24 protein-coding genes are annotated in these 25,514 nt (G+C 38.9%); 8 read left to right on the top strand and 16 right to left on the bottom strand.

Annotated elements, in window-relative coordinates; all coding sequences use genetic code 11:
• The first annotated feature begins 29 nt into the window (after positions 1 to 29).
• The 6 genes from JKA74_RS03100 to JKA74_RS03075 all read left to right on the top strand — a co-directional run bounded on the left by JKA74_RS03100 (position 30) and on the right by JKA74_RS03075 (position 5,099).
• Positions 30 to 806, top strand: a complete 777-nt coding sequence (locus JKA74_RS03100) for a CbbQ/NirQ/NorQ/GpvN family protein (protein WP_201429690.1) — start codon at positions 30 to 32, stop codon at positions 804 to 806.
• Between the two features lie 175 nt (positions 807 to 981).
• A complete protein-coding gene (locus tag JKA74_RS03095) occupies positions 982 to 2,745 on the top strand; it encodes a nitric oxide reductase activation protein NorD (protein ID WP_201429689.1) in 1,764 nt (587 codons plus the stop codon).
• A 2-nt stretch (positions 2,746 to 2,747) separates the two neighbouring features.
• The gene (locus JKA74_RS03090; protein WP_201429688.1) at positions 2,748 to 3,713 is read left to right on the top strand and encodes a DUF438 domain-containing protein; all 966 of its coding nucleotides are present in this window, start codon (positions 2,748 to 2,750) and stop codon (positions 3,711 to 3,713) included.
• Positions 3,704 to 4,303: a cytochrome c oxidase subunit 3 gene (locus tag JKA74_RS03085; protein WP_201429687.1), complete on the top strand. Its 600-nt coding sequence runs from the start codon at positions 3,704 to 3,706 to the stop codon at positions 4,301 to 4,303. The genes JKA74_RS03090 and JKA74_RS03085 overlap by 10 nt, the downstream gene beginning before the upstream one ends.
• Positions 4,304 to 4,328: 25 nt before the next feature.
• Complete coding sequence (locus JKA74_RS03080) at positions 4,329 to 4,583, top strand: cytochrome C oxidase subunit IV family protein (RefSeq protein WP_201429686.1); 255 nt, start codon at positions 4,329 to 4,331, stop codon at positions 4,581 to 4,583.
• A gap of 66 nt (positions 4,584 to 4,649) precedes the next feature.
• On the top strand, positions 4,650 to 5,099 hold the full coding sequence (locus tag JKA74_RS03075) for a hypothetical protein (RefSeq protein WP_201429685.1): 450 nt from the start codon (positions 4,650 to 4,652) through the stop codon (positions 5,097 to 5,099).
• A 553-nt stretch (positions 5,100 to 5,652) separates the two neighbouring features.
• Here the strand turns inward: JKA74_RS03075 and ccsA are convergent.
• The 7 genes from ccsA to JKA74_RS03040 form a co-directional block, all read right to left on the bottom strand.
• Positions 5,653 to 8,808, bottom strand: coding sequence for a cytochrome c biogenesis protein (ccsA, locus tag JKA74_RS03070; protein WP_201429684.1), 3,156 nt, complete (start codon positions 8,806 to 8,808; stop codon positions 5,653 to 5,655).
• Positions 8,808 to 10,151, bottom strand: coding sequence for an alginate export family protein (locus JKA74_RS03065; protein WP_201429683.1), 1,344 nt, complete (start codon positions 10,149 to 10,151; stop codon positions 8,808 to 8,810). Before JKA74_RS03065 ends, ccsA begins: the two co-directional genes overlap by 1 nt.
• A 23-nt stretch (positions 10,152 to 10,174) precedes the next feature.
• Positions 10,175 to 11,668 (bottom strand): ammonia-forming cytochrome c nitrite reductase, encoded by a 1,494-nt coding sequence (gene nrfA / locus JKA74_RS03060; RefSeq protein ID WP_201429682.1) that lies wholly within the window; start codon positions 11,666 to 11,668, stop codon positions 10,175 to 10,177.
• Positions 11,665 to 12,321, bottom strand: coding sequence for a cytochrome c nitrite reductase small subunit (gene nrfH / locus JKA74_RS03055; RefSeq protein WP_201429681.1), 657 nt, complete (start codon positions 12,319 to 12,321; stop codon positions 11,665 to 11,667). Before nrfH ends, nrfA begins: the two co-directional genes overlap by 4 nt.
• Before the next feature lie 105 nt (positions 12,322 to 12,426).
• Positions 12,427 to 13,122, bottom strand: coding sequence for an anaerobic ribonucleoside-triphosphate reductase activating protein (locus JKA74_RS03050; protein ID WP_201429680.1), 696 nt, complete (start codon positions 13,120 to 13,122; stop codon positions 12,427 to 12,429).
• On the bottom strand, positions 13,103 to 13,276 hold the full coding sequence (nrdD, locus tag JKA74_RS03045; RefSeq protein ID WP_201429679.1) for an anaerobic ribonucleoside-triphosphate reductase: 174 nt from the start codon (positions 13,274 to 13,276) through the stop codon (positions 13,103 to 13,105). Before nrdD ends, JKA74_RS03050 begins: the two co-directional genes overlap by 20 nt.
• A 145-nt stretch (positions 13,277 to 13,421) precedes the next feature.
• A complete protein-coding gene (locus JKA74_RS03040; protein WP_201429678.1) occupies positions 13,422 to 15,533 on the bottom strand; it encodes a ribonucleoside triphosphate reductase in 2,112 nt (703 codons plus the stop codon).
• 358 nt (positions 15,534 to 15,891) lie between these two features.
• On the opposite strand from JKA74_RS03040, the gene JKA74_RS03035 reads away from it, so the two are divergent.
• Both JKA74_RS03035 and JKA74_RS03030 read left to right on the top strand, forming a co-directional pair.
• Positions 15,892 to 16,308, top strand: coding sequence for a 6-pyruvoyl trahydropterin synthase family protein (locus JKA74_RS03035; protein WP_201429677.1), 417 nt, complete (start codon positions 15,892 to 15,894; stop codon positions 16,306 to 16,308).
• Between the two features lie 30 nt (positions 16,309 to 16,338).
• Positions 16,339 to 16,773, top strand: coding sequence for an RrF2 family transcriptional regulator (locus tag JKA74_RS03030; RefSeq protein ID WP_201429676.1), 435 nt, complete (start codon positions 16,339 to 16,341; stop codon positions 16,771 to 16,773).
• A gap of 43 nt (positions 16,774 to 16,816) precedes the next feature.
• On the opposite strand, the gene JKA74_RS03025 is transcribed toward JKA74_RS03030, so the two are convergent.
• The 9 genes from JKA74_RS03025 to JKA74_RS02985 form a co-directional block, all read right to left on the bottom strand.
• On the bottom strand, positions 16,817 to 17,287 hold the full coding sequence (locus JKA74_RS03025) for a hemerythrin domain-containing protein (RefSeq protein WP_201429675.1): 471 nt from the start codon (positions 17,285 to 17,287) through the stop codon (positions 16,817 to 16,819).
• A gap of 101 nt (positions 17,288 to 17,388) precedes the next feature.
• Positions 17,389 to 18,918, bottom strand: coding sequence for an L-aspartate oxidase (nadB, locus tag JKA74_RS03020; protein ID WP_201429674.1), 1,530 nt, complete (start codon positions 18,916 to 18,918; stop codon positions 17,389 to 17,391).
• Complete coding sequence (gene nadA / locus JKA74_RS03015) at positions 18,915 to 19,874, bottom strand: quinolinate synthase NadA (RefSeq protein ID WP_201429673.1); 960 nt, start codon at positions 19,872 to 19,874, stop codon at positions 18,915 to 18,917. The genes nadB and nadA overlap by 4 nt, the downstream gene beginning before the upstream one ends.
• A 336-nt stretch (positions 19,875 to 20,210) precedes the next feature.
• Positions 20,211 to 20,948, bottom strand: a complete 738-nt coding sequence (ric, locus tag JKA74_RS03010) for an iron-sulfur cluster repair di-iron protein (RefSeq protein WP_201429672.1) — start codon at positions 20,946 to 20,948, stop codon at positions 20,211 to 20,213.
• Between the two features lie 184 nt (positions 20,949 to 21,132).
• Positions 21,133 to 21,588 (bottom strand): OsmC family protein, encoded by a 456-nt coding sequence (locus JKA74_RS03005; RefSeq protein ID WP_201429671.1) that lies wholly within the window; start codon positions 21,586 to 21,588, stop codon positions 21,133 to 21,135.
• Positions 21,589 to 21,699: 111 nt separating this feature from the next.
• Positions 21,700 to 22,317: an SCO family protein gene (locus JKA74_RS03000; RefSeq protein WP_201429670.1), complete on the bottom strand. Its 618-nt coding sequence runs from the start codon at positions 22,315 to 22,317 to the stop codon at positions 21,700 to 21,702.
• An 11-nt stretch (positions 22,318 to 22,328) separates the two neighbouring features.
• Entirely contained in the window at positions 22,329 to 23,123 is a 795-nt protein-coding gene (locus tag JKA74_RS02995) for a formylglycine-generating enzyme family protein (RefSeq protein WP_201429669.1), read from the bottom strand.
• 5 nt (positions 23,124 to 23,128) lie between these two features.
• Positions 23,129 to 24,616, bottom strand: coding sequence for a copper-containing nitrite reductase (nirK, locus tag JKA74_RS02990; RefSeq protein WP_201429668.1), 1,488 nt, complete (start codon positions 24,614 to 24,616; stop codon positions 23,129 to 23,131).
• A gap of 152 nt (positions 24,617 to 24,768) precedes the next feature.
• Positions 24,769 to 25,482, bottom strand: a complete 714-nt coding sequence (locus JKA74_RS02985) for a Crp/Fnr family transcriptional regulator (RefSeq protein WP_201429667.1) — start codon at positions 25,480 to 25,482, stop codon at positions 24,769 to 24,771.
• Positions 25,483 to 25,514 lie beyond the last annotated feature (32 nt).

Here is a 25,514-nt window from a genome sequence, read left to right as displayed (position 1 = left end):
AATCAGAAACAAATCTAAAAATATCAAAGATGGAAAACTTACCATTTTATCAGGAAATAAATAATGAGGCAGAGATTTTTGAACATGCCTGGCGCAATAAATTACCTTTATTATTAAAGGGGCCTACAGGTTGCGGGAAATCCCGTTTTGTGGAGTTCATGGCAGAAAAACTAGGTCAAAGATTAATTACTATTAGTTGCCATGAAGAAACCTCAGCCACGGATTTAATCGGCCGGTATATTATCAAAGGAGCTGAAACAGTTTGGGTAGACGGGCCAATGACCACTGCCATTAAAGAAGGGGCTATTCTTTATCTGGATGAATTGGCGGAAGCCCGTCCGGATGTGGTAGTGGCTATTCACTCCCTGACTGATCATAGAAGAGAACTCTTTATTGATAAGCTGGGCGAAACTATAAAAGCAGATCCTAATTTTATGTTGGTAGCCTCTTTTAACCCTGGCTATCAAAAAGGCTTTAAAGAATTGAAGCCTTCTACAAGGCAAAGGTTTATTGCACTTTCATTCCACTATCCGGAAGCCAAAACAGAAACCCATATTTTAGAAAAAGAAAGTGGAATCGACCATAGCAATGCTAAAAAAATTGTGGCTATAGGCAATAAGATAAGAAACCTGACAGAATTAGGTCTTGCTGAAACTGTTTCTACAAGGTTATTAGTGGATGCTTCAATTTTAATCCATAGCGGACTGGGCAAAAGACAGAGTATGCATGTAGCAGTGGTGGAACCTCTTACCGATGATGAACATACCACTACTTCATTGAAAGATTTATGTGATTTGATGATTTAAAGTCTTAATCCCTCTCCTGCTGAGTTGGGTTTCAATGCTATAAAGTTAAGACAATTCTCCTTCTCTCTTTGGGGAAGGATGCAAGGATGGGGTTTCAATTAAAGCTTAACTTAATAGCATTGGGGGATTAATGAAAAAACACTCAAATATAAGTCAACACCTAAATGAATGAATCATGGGACTTGATCTGGATGAATGGATTTTTGGCAAAGTAGCCAAATACCTGAAAAACAAGAAAGATAAAACAAACAATTGCCTGCCTCAGAAAGTAGCACTGGAAGATATTAAACCCAGACTCACTTTGTTGACTCGCGCTATCACCGGCAAAGCAATAGAAATATTTCCGGCAGAGGCAGAGGGTGGCTATAAAGGCAATAATTTTTTTATGCCAATTGTATTTTCGGAAATGCCCACTAAAGAAGAAAACCTCTCTTTCTATTTTTTCAGGCTACTTTATCTAAGTATACAGCAGGAAAAAAATATCAACTGGAACTATCCTGAAGATGATGTCATTTTATCACGCAAAATGGCTTTAGAAAGTGCCGAAGAAATTTTGCCCGTCCTTTATGAGCAATTTCCCCTGGCAGAACAGTTACATGATAAACTCTATAAACATTTCGAAAGTAAGGCAGAGGATGACAAGGCTGCGGATTTCAGCATGCTTTATGGCAAATGGATGCTGCACCAAAATACTGCACAGGAAAATGAGCTTTTAAAAAACTTTGATGAAAAGGTCCAAAAACCGACTGATAAAGCCAACACCATACTGAAAGCCCGGGCTGTCGAGGAAATTAAAAGTCTCAGCATTGATAAAAAACAACAGGAGGATTATGTACTGCTGCATAATTTTGAAAAAGTAGAAACTGCGGAAGAGCATGATGGGGTATGGCGTGATTTTGACGGATCTGATGAACTGGAAAAACACCAGGATGCCCTGGAAGAATTGCGTATGCGGCAAACAGTACGGGTAGATGAAACTGTTCATTCTGTATATCAAGCAGATTTTGTGGAACAAGCCACGGTCTCGGAAAGTGCCGAAAAGGATAGTAAAAAATTCTTTATTGCTTATGATGAATGGGACTATAAATCAAAAAGCTATAAACAAGATTTCTGCAAACTCTTTCCTGATTTTCAGCATGAGCTTGATGTCAATTATTATCAAAATACTATCCAAAAAAATAAAAGCGTACTGAATTCACTGCGGAAAATGGTGGCTTCCATCAATAACAAAGCCCAACAGCAGAAAAGGCTTTCCAGTGGTGCTAATTTCGATTTGGATGCTGTGGTGGATTTCTATACAGATATTCACGCCAAAAGAACTCCCAATGAAAATATCTATATCGATAACAGGAAAAAAGAGAAAGACCTTTCCTTAATGATATTACTGGATTTAAGCCTTTCCTCTGACAGTTTTGTGAACAACCGAAAGGTATTGGATGTGGAAAAGGAAGTATCTATACTTTTTGGTGAAATATTGAATGAGTTCGGAATCGATTTCTGTATAGATGGATTTTATTCCAAAACCAGAAATCACTCCAGCTATATTACTATCAAAGATTTCGATGAGAAATGGGCACAGGCCCGACACAAAGTAGGTGCCATTGCTCCAAGTGGTTATACAAGAATTGGCACTGCGCTTCGTCATGCCGGCACCCGCTTGCAAAGCAGGGAAAGCCAAAATAAATGGGTGATTTTGCTGAGCGATGGAAAACCCAACGATTATGATCGCTATGAAGGGAGATATGGAGTGCAAGATGTGAAGCAGGCATTGAAGGAATTCGATCTGAAAAATATCAATTCCTATGCGGTGGCCATTGAGTCGCAGGCAAAATACTATCTGCCCCAAATGTTCGGGCAAAACCATTACCAAATATTATCTCAACCGGAGGATTTAATCCATTCACTAGTGAAATTGTACACAAAAATTAAAAATCAGTAATCATGCAAACAAGAGACGATATAACCAACTTGCCTGCCTGGCATCCCATCAACCACTATATGAAGGAGATTGATTTGCTACAGAAAATCATTTGGGAATTGCGCACATTAAAGGCTTCAGAAGACCATCAGTTGTTCTACAACTTATTCAATAAACTGAGCACTATCGACAAGAGATTTGAGCGAAAGGAGAATCAGCTTTTCCCCTATCTGGAGAAACGCGGATGGAACGGCCCCTCACAAAATATGTGGTCGTTTCACGATAATCTGAGGGAACAAATCAGGCTTTTGAGAAAGGTTGTTGAAGAAAAAGAATTTGAAAAAGCAGATATAAACATTCACTATCTGCTGGACGGCATCAACAATTTAATGGCTGTAGAACAAACCGTGTTATTTCCTAATGCCCTAAAGCTGTTGGAAGAGAATGACTGGAAAGAAATGCAATCCGGAGAAGAAGAAATAGGCTGGATGCCTGGTTGCGCGCCTGAAAAAACTGAAGCAGAGGCTTACATCCACCCCTCCAATGACACCACATCAAGAGACTTGTCCTTTGCACACAAAGAAAGTCATCATTTTGATGAAGGATATATGACGGTCGAGCAGGTCAACCTACTATTCCGTACCATTCCGCTGGACCTCACTTATGTGGATGAAAATGACAAAGTGATTTTCTACAACCGTGGTGAAGACAGAGTATTTCCCAGAAGTGCAGGTATAATAGGTAGAGAAGTTAAATTTTGTCATCCGCCAAAAAGCGTGGGCACTGTTTTAAAAATACTGGAAGCATTTAGGGAAGGCACTAAAAATGAAGCTTCCTTCTGGATCAATTTTAAGGGACACACCATTTACATCAGGTACTTTGCTGTACGCGATCAGGAAAAGAATTACCGAGGTGTTGTAGAGATGTCGCAGGACATTACAGATATAAAAGATATTAAAGGCGAAAAAAGACTACTGGAATGGAACTAACAGCAAAAATTGAGGAGCAAAAGATTGATTATAAAAGCATTTCTTCCCCTCCGGGAGGCATATTGCTCTGGATATTAATTTTATTGGAAGTATTTACTTTCGGTCTTTCATTGGCAGGATTGGTTTACTACAGAATTCAGGAGCCTGAGCTTTTTGCACAATCCACAGCCATGCTCAACACCTACTTAGGAGGCCTTAACACCGTGGTATTGTTAACCAGTGGCTTTTTTATGGCTTCTGCAGTACATTATTTTAAAAAGGGAAATAGAAGTGCAGGCATTAATTTTATGTTGGCGACCATAATAACCGGCTGTGCCTTTATAGTGATAAAATGGCATGAGTACGGGGAAAAACTGGAAGTAGGTTTAGGGCTGGAAGAAAATATGTTTTTCACTTTTTACTGGTTGCTTACCGGCTTCCATTTTATACATGTAGTGGTAGGCCTGGCAATTTTGCTGATCATTTTATTGAAAGTAAAAAACAGCAATACCACAACTAAAACAGAAGATATTGAAGCAGGAGCGGCTTTTTGGCATATGTGCGATCTCCTCTGGCTATTGCTTTTTCCTGCTCTTTACCTTGTTTTTTAAAATTTAAATTCTAAAAACTAATAAAATGAAAAGATTGATTTTAGTTTACCTCGGATTGATAATTTTAACAATAGTAAGTGCTTATGCTTCAGGAATGGAAATGGATCAGGTATGGATTCCTGCAGGCATAGTGATGGCTCTTGCTGCATTTAAGTTTATCTTGGTGGTAATGGAGTATATGGAAATGCGGAAAGCCCATGGCATTTGGAAATTTAGTATTGTATTTATGGCTGTAATAGCCGCTTTAATAGTGGGTATTTTCGGGGGAGTGCAAATTTAATAGTATTATCCATTTATGTAGAAGCTAAACACTTTGACCTCTATTTTACTTTAAAAATAAAACATAATGAATTACATCAAATCAATATTGACGGTTACTCTTTTAAGCGCCCTATTATTTAGTTGCAGTGAAAAAAAAGAGGAAAACAAAGAAACTCATAATAAGCTGGACCAACAAAATGAAAAGAATAAAATTGAATTGGAGAATGGAGAAAGATGGATAGTCAATGACGAAATGAAGCCATTTTTAAACAAATCAGAAGCGATACTTCAATCATATACCTCTTCAAATGATACGAACCATTTGGAACTTGCCGGGCAGTTAAAAGAGCAAAACGATCAGCTTATCTCAAGTTGCACAATGAAGGGTAAAAGTCATGATGAGCTACATAAATGGCTTCATCCGCACCTTCAATTAGTAAAGGCGCTACAAAATGCAGGGACAGAAAAAGAGGCTGAAGCTATTATTAATCAGTTGGAGGAATCTTATAATATTTATCATCAGTATTTCCAATAAGAGTGATTCAACTTTTCCAAAGTTTTGAACTTAGGAAAAGTTATTTAAAGTATATTAATCGCCATTCACCAAAGTTGTGTCCTCACAAATTTTCCAAATCTGTATTGAATTGGCGTCTACATGCGTCAGGCAGTTCTATGGATCGCTAAAAAACCGTCAGAAGCCTAATCTCAAACTGATTTTTGTTGATTGCATTTGAAGGTCTATTGGCCAAAAAACTTGAATTTAGAGAAGTGACTCCATCAAGGAGCAGAAAAGCTGTAGTGCGAGACACAGGACGAGGGCGGGCATGGTAGTTAGCTTCTGATCCCCGCTTGGATCAACCAAAAGGCGTCAGACGGCTTGTAGCCTTCTGACACCAGATATTATCGGGAGGCATCAGACGGTTTTGAACCGTCAGAAGTCTGGTTAGAGCTATTCCAAAGCGCGTCTAATAAGTTGGCAATTATCACTACAGTCGCCAAAGTTTGTGTCCCACAAACTTTTTACTCCAAGGCCTGTGACTCACAGGCCAGTTTCGGTTAAAGTTCTGTGAGCCACAGACCTTGGAAAATCAAACAGTCACATTCAATTTCTCCTGAGACTTCATTTGTTTGTGCCTGATAATAGCTGCTATGGAAATTACCAGCAATATTCCAACGCACCAATAGACCCAGTTAGGTATAGGCACCGGGTCTCCTTTTGCATAGGAATGCAAACCTGAGAGGTAATAATTTACTCCAAAAGAAGTCATGACTATAGAAGAAAAAGCCCATAAACTGGCTAAATTAAAGATCAAATGATCTCTCAAATTGGGAATTAACCTGATATGCAATACTATAGCATATACGATCACTGAAATCAGTGCCCAGGTTTCCTTAGGATCCCATGCCCAATATCTGCCCCAGCTTTCATTGGCCCAAACACCGCCTAAAAACGTACCCACCGCCAGTAGGAACAAACCAATGGTTATCGACATTTCATTTACTATAGTCAGTTCTTCCATGCTCTTCCACCACTGATCCTGAGGGTTTTTAGGTTTAAAAATCAATAACAGCAAACTTAACAGCCCGATAACAGCCGCCAATGCCAAAGGTGCATAACCACTCACAATTATAGCCACATGAATTTTTAGCCAATAGGAGTTCAGTACAGGCATCAGGTTGGTGATTTCAGGATTGAGCCAGTCCAGGAAACCTACAAATAACAAGGTGCCTGAAAACAACAGCCCCAAAGGCAATGTAAAACGGGATTTCCTTGAAAACATCAGACCAAAGAACAAAACTCCCCATGCCACAAAAACCAGCATCTCAAAGCCATCGCTCCATGGCGGGTGTTTGGCTATATACCAGCGTAACCCTAAATGAAAGGTGAAAACCAATAGGCCTATCCAGCTTAAAACTGTACCTGTTTTCCAGCCGATCCTGAGGTATTTATTATCATAAAAAAGAAAAAGTATGGCCAAAACCAACATAACTATTCCTATCAACCAAAACGGCCCGAATAAACGGCTACCCAAATTCAATTCAGTATAAAGCAACTCTCCTTTTATTTCCATTTCCGAAGGATAAACCTCTGCTCCTACTTTTTGCTGATAAAGGGTGATATAATCTAATGCTTCCTCCGCATCTTTCCAATCACCTTCTCTAATACCTTTATCCAGGTTTTGTAGGTAAAGCGGAATAATATTTTTCACAAAACGTCCATCTTCTTCACCAAAGCCCTGATTAAATTGATTTTTGGTGAACCATGTGTTATTTTCTTCATTTTCAAGAGGAAATAAGCGCAGGAAATCTCCTGAAAGCAAGGCATAGAATATATTAAAGCGCTCATCCGTTTTCAGCAATTCCTTATGACCTTCATTTCGCTCCGAAGGTTTGAGTTTATTGGCCGTTTCCACCAAATGATTGAGTTTATATTCTCCATCATCAGCCAAAAATTGTCTGAAGCTTAAACGATCTGTAGGCTCTATACCCAAAGCTTTAAAAGCATCAAGCGATTTTTCCTTATCGATCTTAATCAAAGGCAGATTACCATAAGTAATGGGATCCAACTGAACAGCCAGCAAAAATTGCTCTGGAGTCAATTTAATTGTACCATCTTCTAAAGATACAGGCATATAGGATTTCCCGCTCAACTTACGCACAATTTCATGCGCCAGTGTATTGAGCGGTTTCATTCTCCCATCCATATCCTGAACAATCAGTTTACCATATTCGGCTGCCTTTTCTTTGGGTACCAATGAATGCTCAATGGAGGATTGATCCTGTGCCTGCAATCCTAACACACTAAAGCAAAATAAAGCTAAAACCAGAGTTGCTTTCTGCTTTAATTGATGCTTTTTATTATTGTGCATTCTGCTCAGTTTTTTATTAAGCAAAGAAAAACGGCTTCCTTTCGCAAAAAGCGTCAATAACATGCCTAACGTCAATAAAGTATAGCCCAGATAAGTGATATATGTACCTGGCCTGTCCTGATTAATGGAAAGTACAGTTCCTTGCTCATCTGTATCATAAGAAGCCTGGTAAAAGCGATAGCCGGCATGATCCAGGACATTATTCATAAAAATGCGGAAAGGGAAGCTGTTTTCACCGTCCCTCACTTCCACTTCACTGGCATAGCTGGCAGGACTTCGACTTCCGGGATATCGCTCCAACTGAAAATCGGAAAGGTACAAGCTGAAGGGAAGCTGCATGGCTTTAGGTCCATATGTAATGCCATATTCCTGGCCTTCATATTCAAACTTAGTCCATGCAGGTTCTATGCTGACTATATGAACAAAGGCATCGGCCAGCTTATTGCCTTCCTTATCCTCCACTGTTAAATGAGCCACATCTGTCATATTCTCAGCCAGCTTTTCATCCTGCTCGGATTTATAACTTAAGGCTGAATTTTCATTGATTGATTTTACCAAAAATGCACCACCTTCCCATTGGTATAATGTCATGTATTTCAGAGGTTGCTTTTCATCTTTATGCAAAGTGCCCATTTGTTGGGTAGCCATTTCCATAATTGTCAGGTGTCTGGCTGACTCAATCATCCACTCACCTTCTTCTTTGAAAATTTTGATCTCGGCCTGCGTATCTCTTTTGGTAGCAATAGATAATTTCTCCAACTTAACCTGCTGCCCTTCTTTTAAGAGAAAATCTTCTCTGCCCTCTCCCATGGTTACAGCAAGGGAAATATAGGTCTTATCACCATCAACAAAACTTTCTTTTCCGGCAGCAATGTAATCTGCTATTTTCACCTTTAATTCTTTTCCTGCCAATTCAACATTGGTTTCAAATGGGCTGAAGGTTTTCGGTGTAAAAGCTAATTTTTCATTAAACTGATGTGATTTTTCATGGCCTAAAGCTTCCAGCTGCAGATAGCGTTCATTGGTATAAAAAGTCTTTTCTTCCTGCTTTTCACGGATATGAATCATTCCTTCTTTACCGAAATAACGTGTAATAGCAGCTCCCAATACTATAATTACAAAAGCCAGATGAAACAAACCAACAGGCCATTTCCCTTTGCTGAACAAGCGGTATTTACGTATGTGAGACAGAAAATTGACGGCCATCCAGACGATGATCAGCTCAAACCACCAGGCTTCATATACCATAGCACGAGCCGTCTCCGTACCATGATCATTTTCAATAAAAGTAGCCACACCCATTGAAATGGCAAATGCCAATAACAACACCAGCGTGACTTTGGTCGAGAGTAATATTTTAAAAATCTTCGTCATCAGAATAAAATTCCTATAAATCTGTTTTTCATGGTGGGCCTGTAAATTACCATTAAGTATGCCCAGTTTTGTGTGTCTTTATATTCAGCCTGCCCCTGCAATGCTTCAAAAGTATCGGAAGCAAAAATCTGGCTGTAACCGCCTTGAACAGAAACGGCACGATTATATATATATCCTAAAGATAAATCAATTTCAGTTCCCAAATAAGGATCCAGTATTTCAGGTACCGGTGTGATAGCAGGTCCTCCTGGTCCGAATTGCCTCACCTCTGTTTGGGCAGCAAACGTATGTACATCTAACTGAGTAAAAAAATCTGGATTAAATTGGTACCTGCTTTTAAGATAATAATCCTGCAATCCAACACTATTTTCAAATCTCCCACCTACGTAGAAGAAATCCATATACCCATTATGTGCATGGTTGGTACCATACAAAGGACTAAAAGAATTGTTTTCTCCGGTTGAATTATCTGTAGTACCACTCAAAATTTCAAATCCTGCAGTCATTTTAAAGCTGCTGCCTTTTTCGGTATTGGAAGCAAAAGTTTGAGTGATTTGTGCGCTTACATCATAAGCATTGACATTTCTGTCTGCAACATCTTTTCCTGTCTGATGATAATAGAAACCTGACAGCAAAGTATTTCCCATTTGATATTTTATAGTAGGCAAACCGATTGTCTGACGGTAATTGACTTTATCATTCAAAACATTCCCTGCTGTATCTGATTCCATAAACTGTCGTCCATCATTCCAGAAAAGAGCTGAAAGTTTAAAATCTCCCCACTGATTTTCATATCGAATCATCTGAGCTACTTTATATTGGTTGGGATTGAAAAAGATATTTCCTGAAAGTGATTGTGCATCTTGATTAAAGCCACCGCCAAAATGTAATTTCATGCTTTCCTTCTCGTATTTTATTAAGGCAAAATCATGTGCACGAGCTTGTAAAGCCCAGTCGAGATTTCCCAGGAAGCGTACATTATCATAGTTAAGTTCCTGCCTGCCCAGTTTCACTTTCCAGAATTCCCCTAATGAAGTTTCTGCCCAGGCTTCATGCAAAGATAAAAAAGGGTCTGTAGCTTTGGTTTGAGGTGTATTGCCCCAGGTTCGTACATCTTGTATGCTGGCATAAAAGGTAAACCCTTCCATTTCATATTTGGTTTGCAATCTCACTCTGTGGGCTATAAAAGCAGCCGGAGCCTGGTCCACACCAATTAAACGACCTGCTCCATTCCTGACTTCAGCCCGCTGAACAAGTTGTCCGTCTACTGAAAATTGGGCATATGAAAGCTGAGCGGACAAAGCCAGCATGAGGCTCAATCCGAATTTTACTAAATTTTTCATTTAATTTGCTTTTTTAGGACTACTTATTTTGAGCCCACTTTTTTAACATTCATTTTTGCTTCCCTTTCTTTCCCCTCTTTCATCCATTTTGGCACTATCTCCTCCAGAAACTTTTCTTTATTATACCTCTCTTTTTCTATATCTATTCCGGTATACTCCTGTAAGGATTCTTTGCTCTTCAGATCAGGCATTTCTACATCTCCGGAATGACCAAGTGTATTTAATAGTTGCATTAATTCTATTCTGGCTTCCATGATAATCCTTGTGGCGGAAGTGACTATCCTGCTGGTTTCAAGGGGCGCATGAAAAGCTGCACCATGGGAGGCTACTGAGTAATCCCATCGCCATTGCGCATGCCTGATACCCATTAAAATTTCCTTCATCTGCTCTTCAGTGGCACCTAATTCCCAGGCTTTCCCTGCTTCAATATGCGCCTTGGCTATTAAAGTCTGTAATTGAGAAGTTCCTTCTTTCACTTTTCTCTGGCGCTCGTACACATCATTTACAAGGTCAGAAACTTTTTCTCTATGGCATACAAAGCATGAATTCTCCACATTCTCCAAAGGAGATCCTATATGGTGATCCGTGAATTTTTGTCCGCCCTCAGATTTATAAGGCATATGGCAATCGGCACAGCTCACTCCACGTTTAGCATGAACTCCTTCCGTATACAATTCGTAATCAGGATGTTGTGCTTTCAGCATGCGGGTTTTACTAATTGGATGCACCCAATCGGCAAAATCTGTTTTATCATAATAAGCTTCCACTGCCTCCACGCCCATTCCATCTTTCCATGGAAAAGTAAGGTAATTGGCGCCTTCAGCACCAGGTTTGTTCTTATCGAAATAATATTCCACATGGCATTGGGCACATACTAATGATCGCATTTCCTGGTGTGAAGCCTCATTGATATTTTTTCCCATGGCTTCATAAGCTTCTATTAAAGCAGGTCGGGTGATGGTTAAATTCATTGTATTGGGATCATGACAATCCGCACAGCCAATTGGATTTATCACCTGGCTACCAAAATCCGAAAATTGCTTACTATAATACTCTGTTACCCCAATTTCACTCATTAAACGGGGCACATCCGGGCTTTTACAAGTCCAGCAAGTGCTCGGCATTGGCCCCTCTCCTTCTTTTAAAGGAGCACCGGTTCTTAAAGTTTTTAAAATATCAGCTACTGCATATGCATGGCCTCGAGGCTGATTATAATCTTTACCAAAGCCATATCCTGCCCATAACACTACTAATTCCGATTGTTCGTCCAGTATATCTGCAAAACCGCTGGTATTGTACATGCTTTTAAAAGTGGTGTCTGCCGTTTGCATGTATGACTGATATTGCCTCGGATAGTTCAATCCCCAAACAGAATCCCTGGGTTCAATACCTTCTATTTCAACTGTAGGCTGGTAGGCAAATCTTGCCTCAGCTTTTCTGTCAATAATAGTATAGGCCAGCATTGCCAGTAAAAATACTGCTATAGCCGTTACGCCAAATAGTATCCAGTTCTTCATGGTGATATAGTTTTAGGTTTTTGCGAATTTTGGTTTTTCATAGATTGCTTAAGCCATTTTGGAATAATCTCCCTGTCCTCGGGCACATGCATTTTAATAGGTTCGATCTGGCTTCCTACTGAAGATAAACTTTTTACCCTGCCATGCGGTACATCCCTGTGGCACTCCCAACAGGTTCTGTCAGTTCTTTTGGAATGATGGTCCGTCACAAAGGCATCCATTTTAGCATCCGTTACCTGATCTACATGGCATCTGATACAATTACTTTGGATCACTGCCTGTGAAGCTTCCAATGCATGAATGACCTGTGGTTCTGCACGCATGGTAAAAACTGACGCATGGTATAACCCATCTTTGGCTTTAAAGAAATACTGATTGAAAATATTATCGTGCGGTACATGGCAACCATTGCATGTGGCTACTTCCCTATGCGAACTGTGGTTCCATGTAACGTATTGAGGCATCATGATATGGCAGTTGACGCAAGCCTGCGGATCATCAGAAAGATAGGATACTGCGTGACTAACCCTTAAAATATAAAATCCTAATCCTACTAGCGCTGCAAAAGAAACAATGGCTACTTTTTTCCATCTTGGTCCCGGCTCCAGGCCTATGCGGGTAAGAAATCTCTTTATAGGATCAAGAATATGCATTTTCTTTTATATTTCCGAAACAAATGTAATGTATACGTCTACGACTGTTCATGACATAAGTCATTAAATTAGCTGTTTATTTACAAAGGCGCAAATAACTACCAGCTATATACTTTCCCTTATCATTACCTGAATACTATCAGTTGAAAAGTCAGTTTCAAATTCTTTCTTAACTGAATCAGGTAGTGTTTCTATGGTTTTGCTGTTGTTGGTAAAATGCTGTAGATAATAATTGCCCGTATAACCTTTGCAGGTTAAAAAATCACTCATGTTCAGAATGTCAGCTGTCTGCAATTGCGCGGAATGCACGGTGGTCCGTACTTCAAAAGGAATACCGGAGGCAATTAAAAATTCCAGGCTTTCTGTAAAAGGTTTGTAAAGATTTGATCGTGTTAGTAAATCAAATTTATGGGACGGGGCCTTAAAATCGAGGGCTACATAATCTAATGTATGTTGATCGGCCAAGGCTTTTAATACTTTGGGCCTGCTGCCGTTAGTATCTATTTTAATGGACATATCAAGGGCTTTTGCTTGTTGCGACAGCGGAATTAATTCTTTATGAAGCGTGCACTCTCCCCCGCTCATTACTACTCCATCCAGCAAACCCTTACGACTCTGCAAAAATGACAAGGCTTCAGCTGTTCCTTTCTTTCCCTTACCAAAGACTATATCCGGATTATAGCAGTAGCCGCATCGCATATTACAGCCTGCAAACCAAAGAATGCAGGCTGCTTTATCAGGATAATCCAATAAGGTAAAAGGTGTTATATCATAAATAGGATTATTTCTCTCTTTTTTCATCAAAGTGCGTACGTTGCTGGTGTTCCCCTTTTTTACCGATATTAAAGCTTTCTACCGGCCTGTGATAGCCCATTACGCGGGTATAGACCAAACATTTTGTTCTCATTTCACTATGTGCTTCTACGGTTGATTGTGTTTTGATTTGTGTTTCCATGTTTTCTTAATTTTAGTTTTCGATTGATTTTGATTTGAGTAATATTAAATTTGGTTCTACCACGATTTCAGAAGGCCCATCCTTTAAATAAACATCTAAATTTAGGTAGCACCTTAAATTTTATAACCTCTATTGCCCCACAGATTTAATCCTGCTCTTCCATTCCGGTGGTTTCCAATTTCTCTTTCAGGATATCATCGCATTTTGGGCAGTATTCATGCTCGCCATTCAGATAGCCATGGGTAGGACAAATGCTGAATACCGGTGTAACAGTGATATAAGGCAATTTAAAATTAGTCAGGACTTTTTTGACCAGATTACGGCATGCTTCAGCCGAGCTTATTTTCTCCCTCATATATAGGTGAAGTACTGTTCCGCCTGTGTACATACATTGTAAATCATCTTGCAACATCAATGCTTCATAAGGATCATCTGTATGATTAACAGGGATTTGCGAGCTGTTGGTATAGTAAATATTACCGTCATTACCGGCCTGCAATATATCAGGAAAGCGTTTTAAGTCTTCCTTGGCAAAGCGATAAGTAGTGCCTTCAGCAGGAGTTGCTTCCAGATTATACAAGTTACCCGTTTCCTCCTGATATTGCTTCATTCTGTTCCGGATAAATTCCAGTATTTCCGCTGATAAAGCCATTCCTTTTGTGCCGGTTATATCTTCGGAATCATCAGTAAAATTGCGCAACATTTCGTTCATTCCGTTCACGCCTATAGTGGAAAAATGGTTTCTGAAATGAGTTAAATATCTTTTGGTGTAGGGGTACAATCCCCTGTCGTACATTTCCTGTATAAACACCCTCTTTTTCTCTAAGGTAGATTTAGCTAAATCCAGCAGGAAATCCAACCTTTCATATAAGCCTTCTTTATTGCCTTTGTACAAATAGCCGAGCCTGGCCATATTGATTGTGACCACACCTAAACTACCAGTCATTTCCGCACTTCCGAACAGACCATTGCCTCTTTTTAATAGCTCTCTTAAATCCAGCTGCAACCTGCAACACATGCTCCTTACCGCATTAGGTTTGTAGGCTAAGGGATTATCTACTTTATTGCCGTCTTCATCATACATATACTGGCTGCCGATAAAATTCTGGAAATAAGAAGATCCTATTTTAGCCGTATTTTCAAAAAGTATGTCGGTATTCTCACCATGCCAGTCGAAATCCTCTGTAATATTCACCGTAGGAATAGGGAAAGTAAATGGTTGAGAATTGGCATCTCCTTCAGTCATTACAGTATAATAGGCTTTATTGATCATATCCATTTCAGGCTGGAAATGTTTGTAAGTCAGATTTTCAGGTTTATTAACTCCTCTTTCAGCAGCTAATCTCAACAATAGCTGCTCTTGTAATCCTTTAAAAAGGTGTACATCCCTTTTGGTTGGAATTTGATCTTTCAGGTCATCAGGCACTACCCAGTCCAGGGTGATATTAGTAAAAGGCGACTGGCCCCAGCGTGCAGGAACATTTAGATTATACACAAAGCTTCTTACTGCTTTTAGCACCTCCTTATATTCCAGTTGATCTTTGAAAACATAAGGTGCCAAATAAGTATCGAAAGAGCTGAAGGCCTGTGCACCTGCCCATTCAGATTGTAAAATCCCAAGGAAATTGGCCATTTGCCCCAAAGCCTCTCTGAAATGTGAGGGAGGCTTGCTTTCCACGCGACCTCTTACACCATTGAAGCCTTCGTTTAACAACACCCTTAAACTCCAGCCGGCACAATAGCCTGTAAGACAATCGAGATCATGAATATGGATATCACCATTTCTGTGAGCATAACCTTCTTCTTTATTGTACACTTTGTCCAGCCAATAATTGGCAATTACCTTTCCGGCCACATTATTGACCAATCCGGCATTGGAATAGGCTGTATTAGCATTGGCTTTGATGCGCCAGTCAGCTTTTTTCACATACTCCTCAATCGTTTGGGTACTGTCGACAAAAGTGGTTTCATTGCTTATTCCGCTTTGTTCTCTCTGCAATTTTCGGGTATGTCGGTAGAGCATAAAAGAACGCATTACCTCAAAATGGCCATCGTGATAAAGTTGTTTTTCTATCACATCCTGAATTTCTTCCACGGTCCAGGTAGTCCTTGTTTCCAGCAAATTCAGTACTTTTTCAAATACCGCTGCATCATAGGTAAGCGAAAGGCTTTTGAAACCTTTCTTGATGGCATCTTCTATTTTATATATTTCAAAGGGTTGGTATTCCCCATTTCTTTTGATTACATAATTTTCCATGGGCTTCAGTTTTATTTTTAATATAATTGGCTACCTTATTAAAGGATATCGATATCCGAATATAGAGAGAGTTTAATGGGTAATCAAAATATAAAGAGGTAAACATCCGAATTATTTTTCCACATAATTAACTGAAAACCAAGCAATAAAAGAAGAGTATATTTTATATAATACTGATTTTGAATAGATTACATATGCTTGCTTGATGCGCTTCCTTAAAAGTAAATCAAGGCAAGCGGAGATGAGGTGGGAAAGTTATCCACAGGATAGTTATCTGTCAGACATAAATATTTTCGGACTAATATATCCTTTTATTACAAAATATTGTATCTTTACAATACGAAACCACCATCCTATTATGCTATCAATTACCAAAGAATTTCGATTTGAGGCTGCACACCGTATTTCCAACCATGGGGGAGATTGTAAAAACCTGCACGGGCATTCTTATATTTTATACGTAACTGTCAGTGCGGAAGAACCGGATGAGCAAGACATGCTGATTGATTTCAAATTATTAAAGTCGATAGTAAAAGAGCAGGTACTCAATCATTTTGACCATGTGCTAATCTTAAAACGAAATAAACCAAATGAAGCTTTGCAAGCTCTAACAGATCAGAAAATATGCTGGTTTGAACATGAACCGACTGTAGAGCGTATGTTGTTATTTATCAGGGATGCTTTGATACACGCCTTACCTACAACTGTTCAATTGTATAAGTTGAAACTATATGAAACCGCTTCCTCTTTTGGAGAATGGGAAAACAAGCCGTAATTTCACTTTTTTATAAAAAAGCATTTAAAGATGTTCTCTAAAACTTGTGAATACGCCATTCGCTCAACCATTTATATAAGCAACCAATCGAAGGAGGGTAAAAATGTGGGGCTTAATGATATTGCCGAAAGCATTGCTTCCCCTGTAGCATTTACAGCCAAAATTTTACAGAAACTGGTAAAAGATAATATCATCTCCTCGATCAAAGGTCCTCATGGCGGATTTAGCGTAAGTCCTGAACAGCAGAAAAAGGTATATCTGGTGGATGTAGTGCGCTGCATTGATGGAGAACAAACCTTTAATGGCTGTGGTTTAGGATTGAGTGAATGCTCTGAAGCCACCCCTTGCCCTATTCACTTTGAATTCAAAGAAGTAAGAACCAGGTTGAAATCGATGCTGGAGAATACCAACATCACTGATTTAATAGAGAAACTGGAAAAGGGCGAAACATTTTTGAGATTATAAGCTGTACCTATTATTTCTCTTCACCTGGATCAGATGATTCATCTTACTTCCAAAAAACATCCGTTTCATTTTCAACAAAATCTAATCCCCTATGATGCTCTTTTATTGTTTCAAGTTGTTCCGGACTAGCAATTTGCTGCACTTTCTGAAATAATGCCCTTTCCTCAAATCTAATATGCTTTTCCAGTTCCTCTTCGATAAGACTTAAGGATTTTTCAGGATCTGTAGTGTCCTCAAACAGTCTTTTCAGACGCCTGTGCTCTGTCATGGCCTGCTTTACGAGTTCGTCATCCCTCCCTAAAACAGAAAATATATACTCTTCCTCTACTTCAAAATGAGATATCATATGCGTTTTATAGAACCAATCACTATATTTTTTTATTCTATTTACATCTATTCCATTTCTGAAAGCCATCCTGATTTTCCAACACAACAATAAAGAATGATGATGTTCCCTGCTAAAAGCAACTAATGAAGGACTTCTTTTCAGTGGTTTTTTCTTTTCATTTTCCATAATTCCGATCTTTCATTAACTAATTTCTGTTAATTAGAAAAGTAAGATAGTTACACAATTCCATCTTATAGACGAGGCTTTCCTACCATTACAATATCAATTTATAAAGGCAATAATACCTTATCAATGGAATTAACCGAATCATTCTTCAATTGTTCCATAGCGCTTAAAAGAATACTTTTAGCTACAACCAGCATATTTTGCAATTCCTGAAAAGCAATATTATTTGAGTTGATACCATACATTTCCTCTTCTAATTTTATTACTTCTTCTAATGCCTCTGCCAACGCCCCTGTGGAGTTCTTGAAAACCGCATAACCGGCCATAGTTTCCTGAAGCTTTTCTTTAAACTCCTTCAGCTTAGGAGGATTAATTTTTGGTGTTGCAAATTCCTCCTTTTGTACGTCAAAAGTCGCCAACTCTACCACTTGAGCAGCTTTTAAGGAAGCCATATGAGCAAATACCAGGGCCTCCAACAATGAATTGGAAGCTAATCGATTAGCACCATGAAGACCGGTTTCAGCACATTCCCCCAAAGCCATTAGCTGAGGTAAGCTGGTACAGGCAAATTTATCTACAGAGATACCTCCACAATGATAATGCGCTGCCGGTACGATGGGAATCAAATCGACAACAGGATCAATTCCCACCTGCCTGCACGATTTGAGGATAAAAGGAAAATGGGCCTCCAATTCTTGCGATGCCAAATGCCGACAATCCAGGAATTGATGAGATTTATTTTCTTTCTTCATTTCCATAAATATGGCATCTGAAACAATATCCCTGGTAGCCAATTCGCCCTTTTCATCGTATTGAAACATGAATCGCTGAGCTGCATGATTCAGCAAATGTGCTCCAAAACCGCGTAATGCCTCACTTATAAGTAAAGAAATTGATCGGTCAGTTTTGTATAACATGGTAGGATGGAACTGTACATATTGTAAATTCCTGGTACTTGCACCTGCTCGAATAGCCATTGCCAAACCATCTGCCGTGGCAACAATTGGATTGGTAGTATGCTTGAACAATTGACCAATGCCCCCACTTGCCAACACTGTCAGCTTAGCATGAACATGCAATGTTTTCTTTTCCTTTGTACGACAAACCCTTGCGCCCACCACTTTTCTCACACCATTATCGTTGTTCATTAAAAGATCAATAGCCATATAATATTCCCACACAGAGATATTGGGTTGCTTTCGTACAGTCTTCCATAATTTTTGTTCAATTTCCAATCCGGTAAAATCCTTATGATGGAGGATACGATGAGCTGAATGACCTCCCTCTAAGCTCAATTGTAACTGCCCTTCAGGGTTGGTATCAAATTGTACGCCCATTGTAATTAGCTCTCTTACACGTTCAGGAGCATCTTCTACAACCATTCTCACTATTTCCGGATCAGATAAATACTTACCGGCTTTAAGGGTATCTTCAATATGTTTTTCAAAATCATCAGTTATACTGTCCCACACCGCTGCAATACCGCCTTGTGCATACCTGGTATTGGACTCCATTCCTTTGGTTTTAGTCACTATCAGAATAGTCCAATGAGGATGACGGGCAGCAATTTTTAGTGCAAAAGATAAGCCGGCAATACCCGATCCAATAATAAGACAATCTGTCGTTTTCATTTGCCAAAAGATAATGTAAGCATATCAACCAAAGGCTTTCTTGCACGTTCCGCTACTTCCTCAGGAATGAGAATTTCCGGTACTTCATTTTGAAGGCAATCGAATACCTTTTGTAGTGTATTAACCTTCATGAATGCACATTCGCTACAGGCACAGGTATTGTCTTCCTTTGCGGGTGCCGGAATAAGTCTTTTCTCAGGAGCGGCTTTTTGCATTTCGTGCAAAATACCTACCTCCGTAGCAATAATAAAAGATTTCTTTTTGGATTCCTGAACATACTTTAATAAAGCCGCTGTAGAACCTACAAATGCCGCCACTTTTAAAATATGCTCTTCGGATTCAGGGTGCGCAATAATTTCAGCAATCGGGTTTTCCTTTATAACATCTAGAAGTTTCTCAAAAGAAAAAGCTTCATGCACTACACAAGCCCCGTCCCACAACAACATTTCCCGGCCGGTTTCCTGTATTAAATATCTGCCTAAATTTTGATCCGGGGCAAATAAAATAGGTTTTGATTTTGGAATGGAATTAATGACCGCTACGGCATTGGAGGAAGTACATATATAATCACTTAATGCCTTCACTTCTGCACTACAATTAATGTAGGTTACTGTGGCATGGTCAGGATACTGAGCTTTTAATTGAGCAAAATCTACCGCCTGGCAGGAATCAGACAAGCTACAACCTGCTTCCAGATCAGGTATCAAAACTTTTTTTGACGGGTTTAACAATTTAGCTGTTTCTCCCATAAAATGTACTCCGGCAAAAACAATGATATCAGCGTCTGTTTCCGAAGCTTTTTTTGACAGGGCCAAACTATCCCCCACAAAATCCGCTATTTCCTGAATTTCCGGATACTGGTAATAATGAGCCAAAAGTACTGCATTCTTTCGCTTCTTTAATTCTATTATCTTTTCTGACAACGAAAGTTGAACCGTTTCAACAACATCTCCCATACTATTCTCTTTAAAATTTCACCATTCCAACTGATGTAAAACAGTATAAAATTACAGCCTATTAGAATCTAAAATGACAAGAATTATCAAACAATAAGGTGATAAATATCATAAAATATGAAAAGCATGGCTCTTAAAGAAAAACGCCTTCCTTTGGAGCTAGCTCTTCAACAATGTCGTTAAGTTAAGCTTTAAACTAAAACCTCAACCTTTTATCCTTCTCCAAAGGGAGAAGAAGGTTTGTCTTAACTTAACAACATTGAGCTCTTAAGGAAAGCTGTTTTTCATTATTAACCAATAAAACTAAACTATAAGTCTTTCAATTCTACTCATTAATCATTCTGTGAGCACTCCTAATTGTTCTTCCATTTCAATTGCCTTAGGGAATAGAATATTGTTTTCCAGGTGAATATGTCTATGCAAATCATTTTCGAATTCTTCCAGTAAAGAAAAGGTGACCATATAGGTATTGCAGGCATGTACCGGAGGATGATATTGATTGGCAAGATTAGCTATTTCTTCAAACCTTCCACCTTCTGTTTCATGTTCCGCCATCATCATTTTGATAGGATTTTTAACAGTTCCGAAATGTGGAGATTCTACTGCTTCATTGCCTTCAATATAAAATTGCATCTTTCGAATATACGGAAAGAGAATAAATTCTTCCTTCTTCATATGTGCCGTTAATTCACCTGCTGATTGATTAAAAAGTTCTGCTATTTCAAACAACTCAGGATTGGCATCTCCATGTACTTTGCATATCTTATTCAAATATTGTTGCAATACAGGGATTGCTTTATCTACATAGCGATGATGAGTTTTTTCTATGTAATCCGTCAACAAATCCATTGGCCAATTCTTAAAATTGACCCCTTCTCCATCAAACTTATTGATAATGGCTTCTGCCAAGGCGATTTCCACCTCTCTGGGAGAAATATTTTTCGGTTCGCAGGCTTCTTTGATAGTCCTGTTTCCTTTGCAGCAAAAATCTATGCCAAAGGATTTAAAAACAGCAGCTGCGCGGTAATCTTCCGCCACCCACTGACCTATGGTTTTTTGATCGTATACGTTCATAACAGATTAATTTATATGTTGTTAGCTAAAGAGTATCTGTATTATCAACCTCTTCCTTAATGTATTGTAAAGATAATAATTTAATTCGGACAATTTTATCCTTTATTTGAATTAAATTTTACATTTTTTTACATACATCTAGTTATAGCCTGAATTCGAATTTAAAAAGGTTAATCTTCGATTACTAACCACCAAAAACGGTAGCTATAGTAACCTCTGAAAGATTCAGACTAACCTTCGTCTTTATAGAATTACTGATGAGGCAGGCTTTTTCGGCTTTTTCCAATATTTTACTCCCTTTTTCAATAGAAACTCCTTCAGCAAATTTCACAAAGGGTTTTAAGTGTATTTCACTCATAATAAATTTCCCTTCTATTTTTTCCAATATACCTTCTGCCTTACAATCAAATTCTAAAAAATCTATTTTTGAATATTCTGCAATGGCCAGAAAGGTGGTCATAAAACAGCTTAAAACAGAGGCTGTATAAAGATGTTCAGGTGACCAGATTCCTGGTACGCCACCAGGGAATTCCGGGGGAGTAGCTACTGTGATTTTGTCATCTAAATCAGGTGAGTTCATTTCCCCTATCCTGTCTTTTTTCCATTTGATGTCTAATTGATATATGTGTTTATTTTCCATAACTGAGCATTTAAAATTGGCTATTTAATTCATTCTCTTCATTAGAAACGGGTTTGAAATAAATGCTTTCCACTTATCTCCTAATGTTATTACAGTTTCTCAGGCTTATCATCACTTACTTAGTTCAATTATTTTGGCAACCGTTTCTTTATTATCTACATTCAGTCCTTCCTGCTGATGTTGCATCACTCCTTCTGCATCAAATACACTGATGATATTAGAGTGGGAAAAATCCATAGGAGATATCTCTTTGTACTTTACAGCCACCACATTGGCAAATTCTCTCACCGTTTCTTCTGTGCCTTGAAGGAACAACCATTGGTCTCCTTCCAACTTATAATCCTTGCCGAATTGTGTTAGTCTTTCCGGAGTATCCATTTCCGGATCAATACTGATAAGCACATATTTTACATTCATTTTATTTTTAGCACTTACCTGCTTTTCAATATTTCTCATATCTGCCGCCAAACGGGGACAAGCTGTTTTACAGGAAGTATAAACCATAACTACCGCCAATACGTGTCCTTCTAAATCTTTGAAAGTTATTTCTTCCCCATGCTGTGTATTCCAAACTGTCGAAATATTATAAATAGACAAATCATTGAATTCCTCCCTTGATGTAATGCCGGAAGTTGCATTCTCTTTGTTAGTATTGCTTTCAGCCTCATTTTGCGCACTATTACATGCCCAAAAACTTAATATTGCGAATAATATAATCAGCTTTTTCATAATTACATTGTTTAATATATCAATTTAGATGAGAGGACTTTTGTATCATCTTTTACACATCGAAAACCCATATTGCTCATTGTATTTCTAGCTTTTACACTGGAGCGAATAGCATAGCGCATAAAAGCTGCATAATTCATCAAATCATTGGCACTTACTGCCCCTCCGGCACAAAATAAATTATTATCTGTACTGTTATTGCTTCGTGATTCCTCTGTGATGATGATACTGTTAAAGTCATACACCCATTCCCAAACCAATCCGTGCAGATCATATATTCCATAATAGTTAGGAGTAGTTTTACCCACCTCTTTCAAAAAGGTTTTGGGTTTTTCATAGCTGGAAACAATGCGTTGATTGAATAAGCTATCTTCCCTTGCATCTACAGATTTTTCACTGGCCATAGCGACAAATTCCCACTCATCCGTTGTTGGTAAGCGTTTGTCCTGACATTCACAATAAGCCTTGGCTGCATACCAGGAAACATTATTTACCGGACTATTTTTTAATTGTCGAGGCACTCCAAAATCTCCTTTCCATGAATTCAGGTAGCTTTCATCTGCATAGAGCCTCCTCACATTGGACTTTCTCCATTCAGGATACTGCAGAACAAAAAGCTGGAATTGCTCATGAGTCACCGGCTTAGCATCCATGAAAAAGCCTGGTATTTCTACCTGACTTTCTTCAGTGCTGCCATAAAGCGGGGTATAAATACCCCCGCTTACCAATTGCATTTCAACTTCCTGAGCCCAGATATTAAAGGGGACGATCACGAAGAATAAGAAGATTTTGAAATAACGTAGCATGACTTTTATCTTTGTTTTTTCACTTGTTCAGGAGTAACTACCGTGCCATTATTGCCCCAGTTGTTATAGATGTAGGTCAATACAGCAGCGTTATCCTCATCGCTTAATCTTTGTGCTGGCATCACGCTGTTGTAGGTGTCACCGTTTACTGTTATCTCACCATTCAAGCCATTGAGCAAAACATTGATTGCTCGATCAGTATCCTTGTTTAGATAGTCAGACTTAGCCAATGGAGGAAATGCTCCCGCTATACCCTGCCCCTCAGGCTGGTGACATGCTAAACAATTTTGAGCGTATAGCTTTTTACCTTTGGCCATTACTTCATCTATATTTTGAGTTGTGGTTACAGGCTCTCCAGGATTTTCATCCACTACCACTTCAGTTTCAATTGGAGGTGTTCCATCATCAATTTTAGTTTCAGGGTTATAAGGCCCTTCGGCTATTACCCCACCAAATACTTTTTCGTTTTCTTCACCTTCCACGCTCAATATTCCTAAAGCTCCTTTATTAAATGCTCTGAATATAGAGTGATCAACCAGTACCAAGTTATCGGGAGATTCCACAGTGAATTCAAGCATAGCCGAGCCACCCGCAGGTACTAAAGTGGTTTGCACATTCTCGTTCACTTTACTTCCACCTTCCAAATACACTTTATCAAAAATTTCACCGATTACATGGAAAGAAGAAGCCAGGTTGGGGCCACCATTTCCGAAGAAAATTCTTACGCTTTCCCCTACTTTGGCTTTGATGGCGTTATCTCCTGTAAGCGAACCTACCTTACCGTTGAATACCACATAATCCGGATTTTCGTCTATCGCTTTTTGTAAATCAAAATCCTGCAATCCTTTTTCTCCATGTTTGCCTTTGGTATAAAAATCACCTTGCATTACGTAAAACTCCCTGTCAACAGGATCCAGTCCTCCAATGGGTTCAACTAATATCAATCCGTACATACCATTGGCAATGTGCATTCCTACCGGAGCAGTAGCACAGTGGTAAACATACAAGCCCGGGTTGATGGCTTTAAAAGTAAAGGTTCTTTGCTGACCAGGGGCCACGAAAGAAGCTTCAGCTCCTCCACCCTGTCCTGTAACAGCATGTAAATCTATATTATGAGGGAGCTTATTGTCAGGGTGGTTTTTCAAAGTAAATTCCACTTCATCCCCTACTCTTGTTCTGATAAAAGAACCTGGTACACTACCACCAAAAGTCCAGTAAACATACTCTACTCCATTGTCCATTTCAGCTACTTCCTCGATTATTTCCATATCAACAATCAGTTTTTTAGCCACCCTTTTCCCTACAGGAGCCGGTACAAATGGCGGAGCAGTTAATTCAGCTTTCATTACTCCTAAAGTTTTTATGTCAGCATTTTTATTGTAGTGGGATTTTTTCACCTCTATCTCTTTCTGGCAGGCAGAAATAAAAAACACAGCCGTCATCAACAGTAAGAGCTGCTTGAGATGTTTGTAGTTTTTCTTGTGCGTTTTCATCGTTTTATTGTTTAGGTTAATATATTCGGATGTTTTTATCCTTTTTTATTTACCTCAAAGATGCACAATGAAATAATTACATAAAATGCTCCAGGTCAGATGGAAATAAGTTTGAATGCAGAAAAAAACCTGCGAAAATGCAGTTTATAAATTTATATGAATTGATCGTATGGACTTAGTAATTGGTGAAAACCCTTTAATTGAAGAATTTTAACACATCTTCCCTCCGGGCTGATCAAACCATCATTTTTAAAGGTGGTAATAGAGCGGCTCACTTGCTCGGCATTGGTTCCGGCAAGCTCGGCTAGTTCTTGCCTGCTCAAAAAGATACAGGGCAACCCGTCTTCATCATGGTCTTGGAGGGTTTCATAGGTATATAGAATTGCATAAGCTACTTTCTCCTCTGTTGTCATCTGCGCGAAATACTTACTCCTTGTTTCGCTTTTTCTTAGTTCTTTGGAATAGAACATCATTACCTCAATAGTGAAATGAGGATTGTTTAGAAAAGCATCATAAAGTAACTCATTGCTTACAAAACAGATTCTGGAATCCTGTAAGGCTACTGCTCCTATATTGTAGGTTTCGTGACCTATACCTTTGTGTCCTACCATATGGCCATCACTGGCTAAGCGCACAATATTTTGTTTGCCACTAAACACACTACTGACTACTTTCACCTGACCTGACAGAATAAAATATGCACCAAACACAGGTGAGCCTTCAGTGAAAATATACTGACCTTTGGGATAAACTACCTGGTTTTTGAATTGACTAATTTTAGCAAGCCATTCAGGACTTGCCTGTTTAACAAAACAGTTAAAGGTAGTGCATTCTTCACAACTTATTTTTATTCCCCTATTTGGCATGGTCAAACAAATTTAAAAGAAGTTCGGGGAAA

The organism is Marivirga aurantiaca, from assembly GCF_016679925.1.
Taxonomy (GTDB): Bacteria; Bacteroidota; Bacteroidia; order Cytophagales; family Cyclobacteriaceae; genus Marivirga; species Marivirga aurantiaca.
The sequence above is the reverse complement of the archived record's forward strand: the minus strand, read 5'-3'. Positions and strand labels throughout refer to the sequence as shown.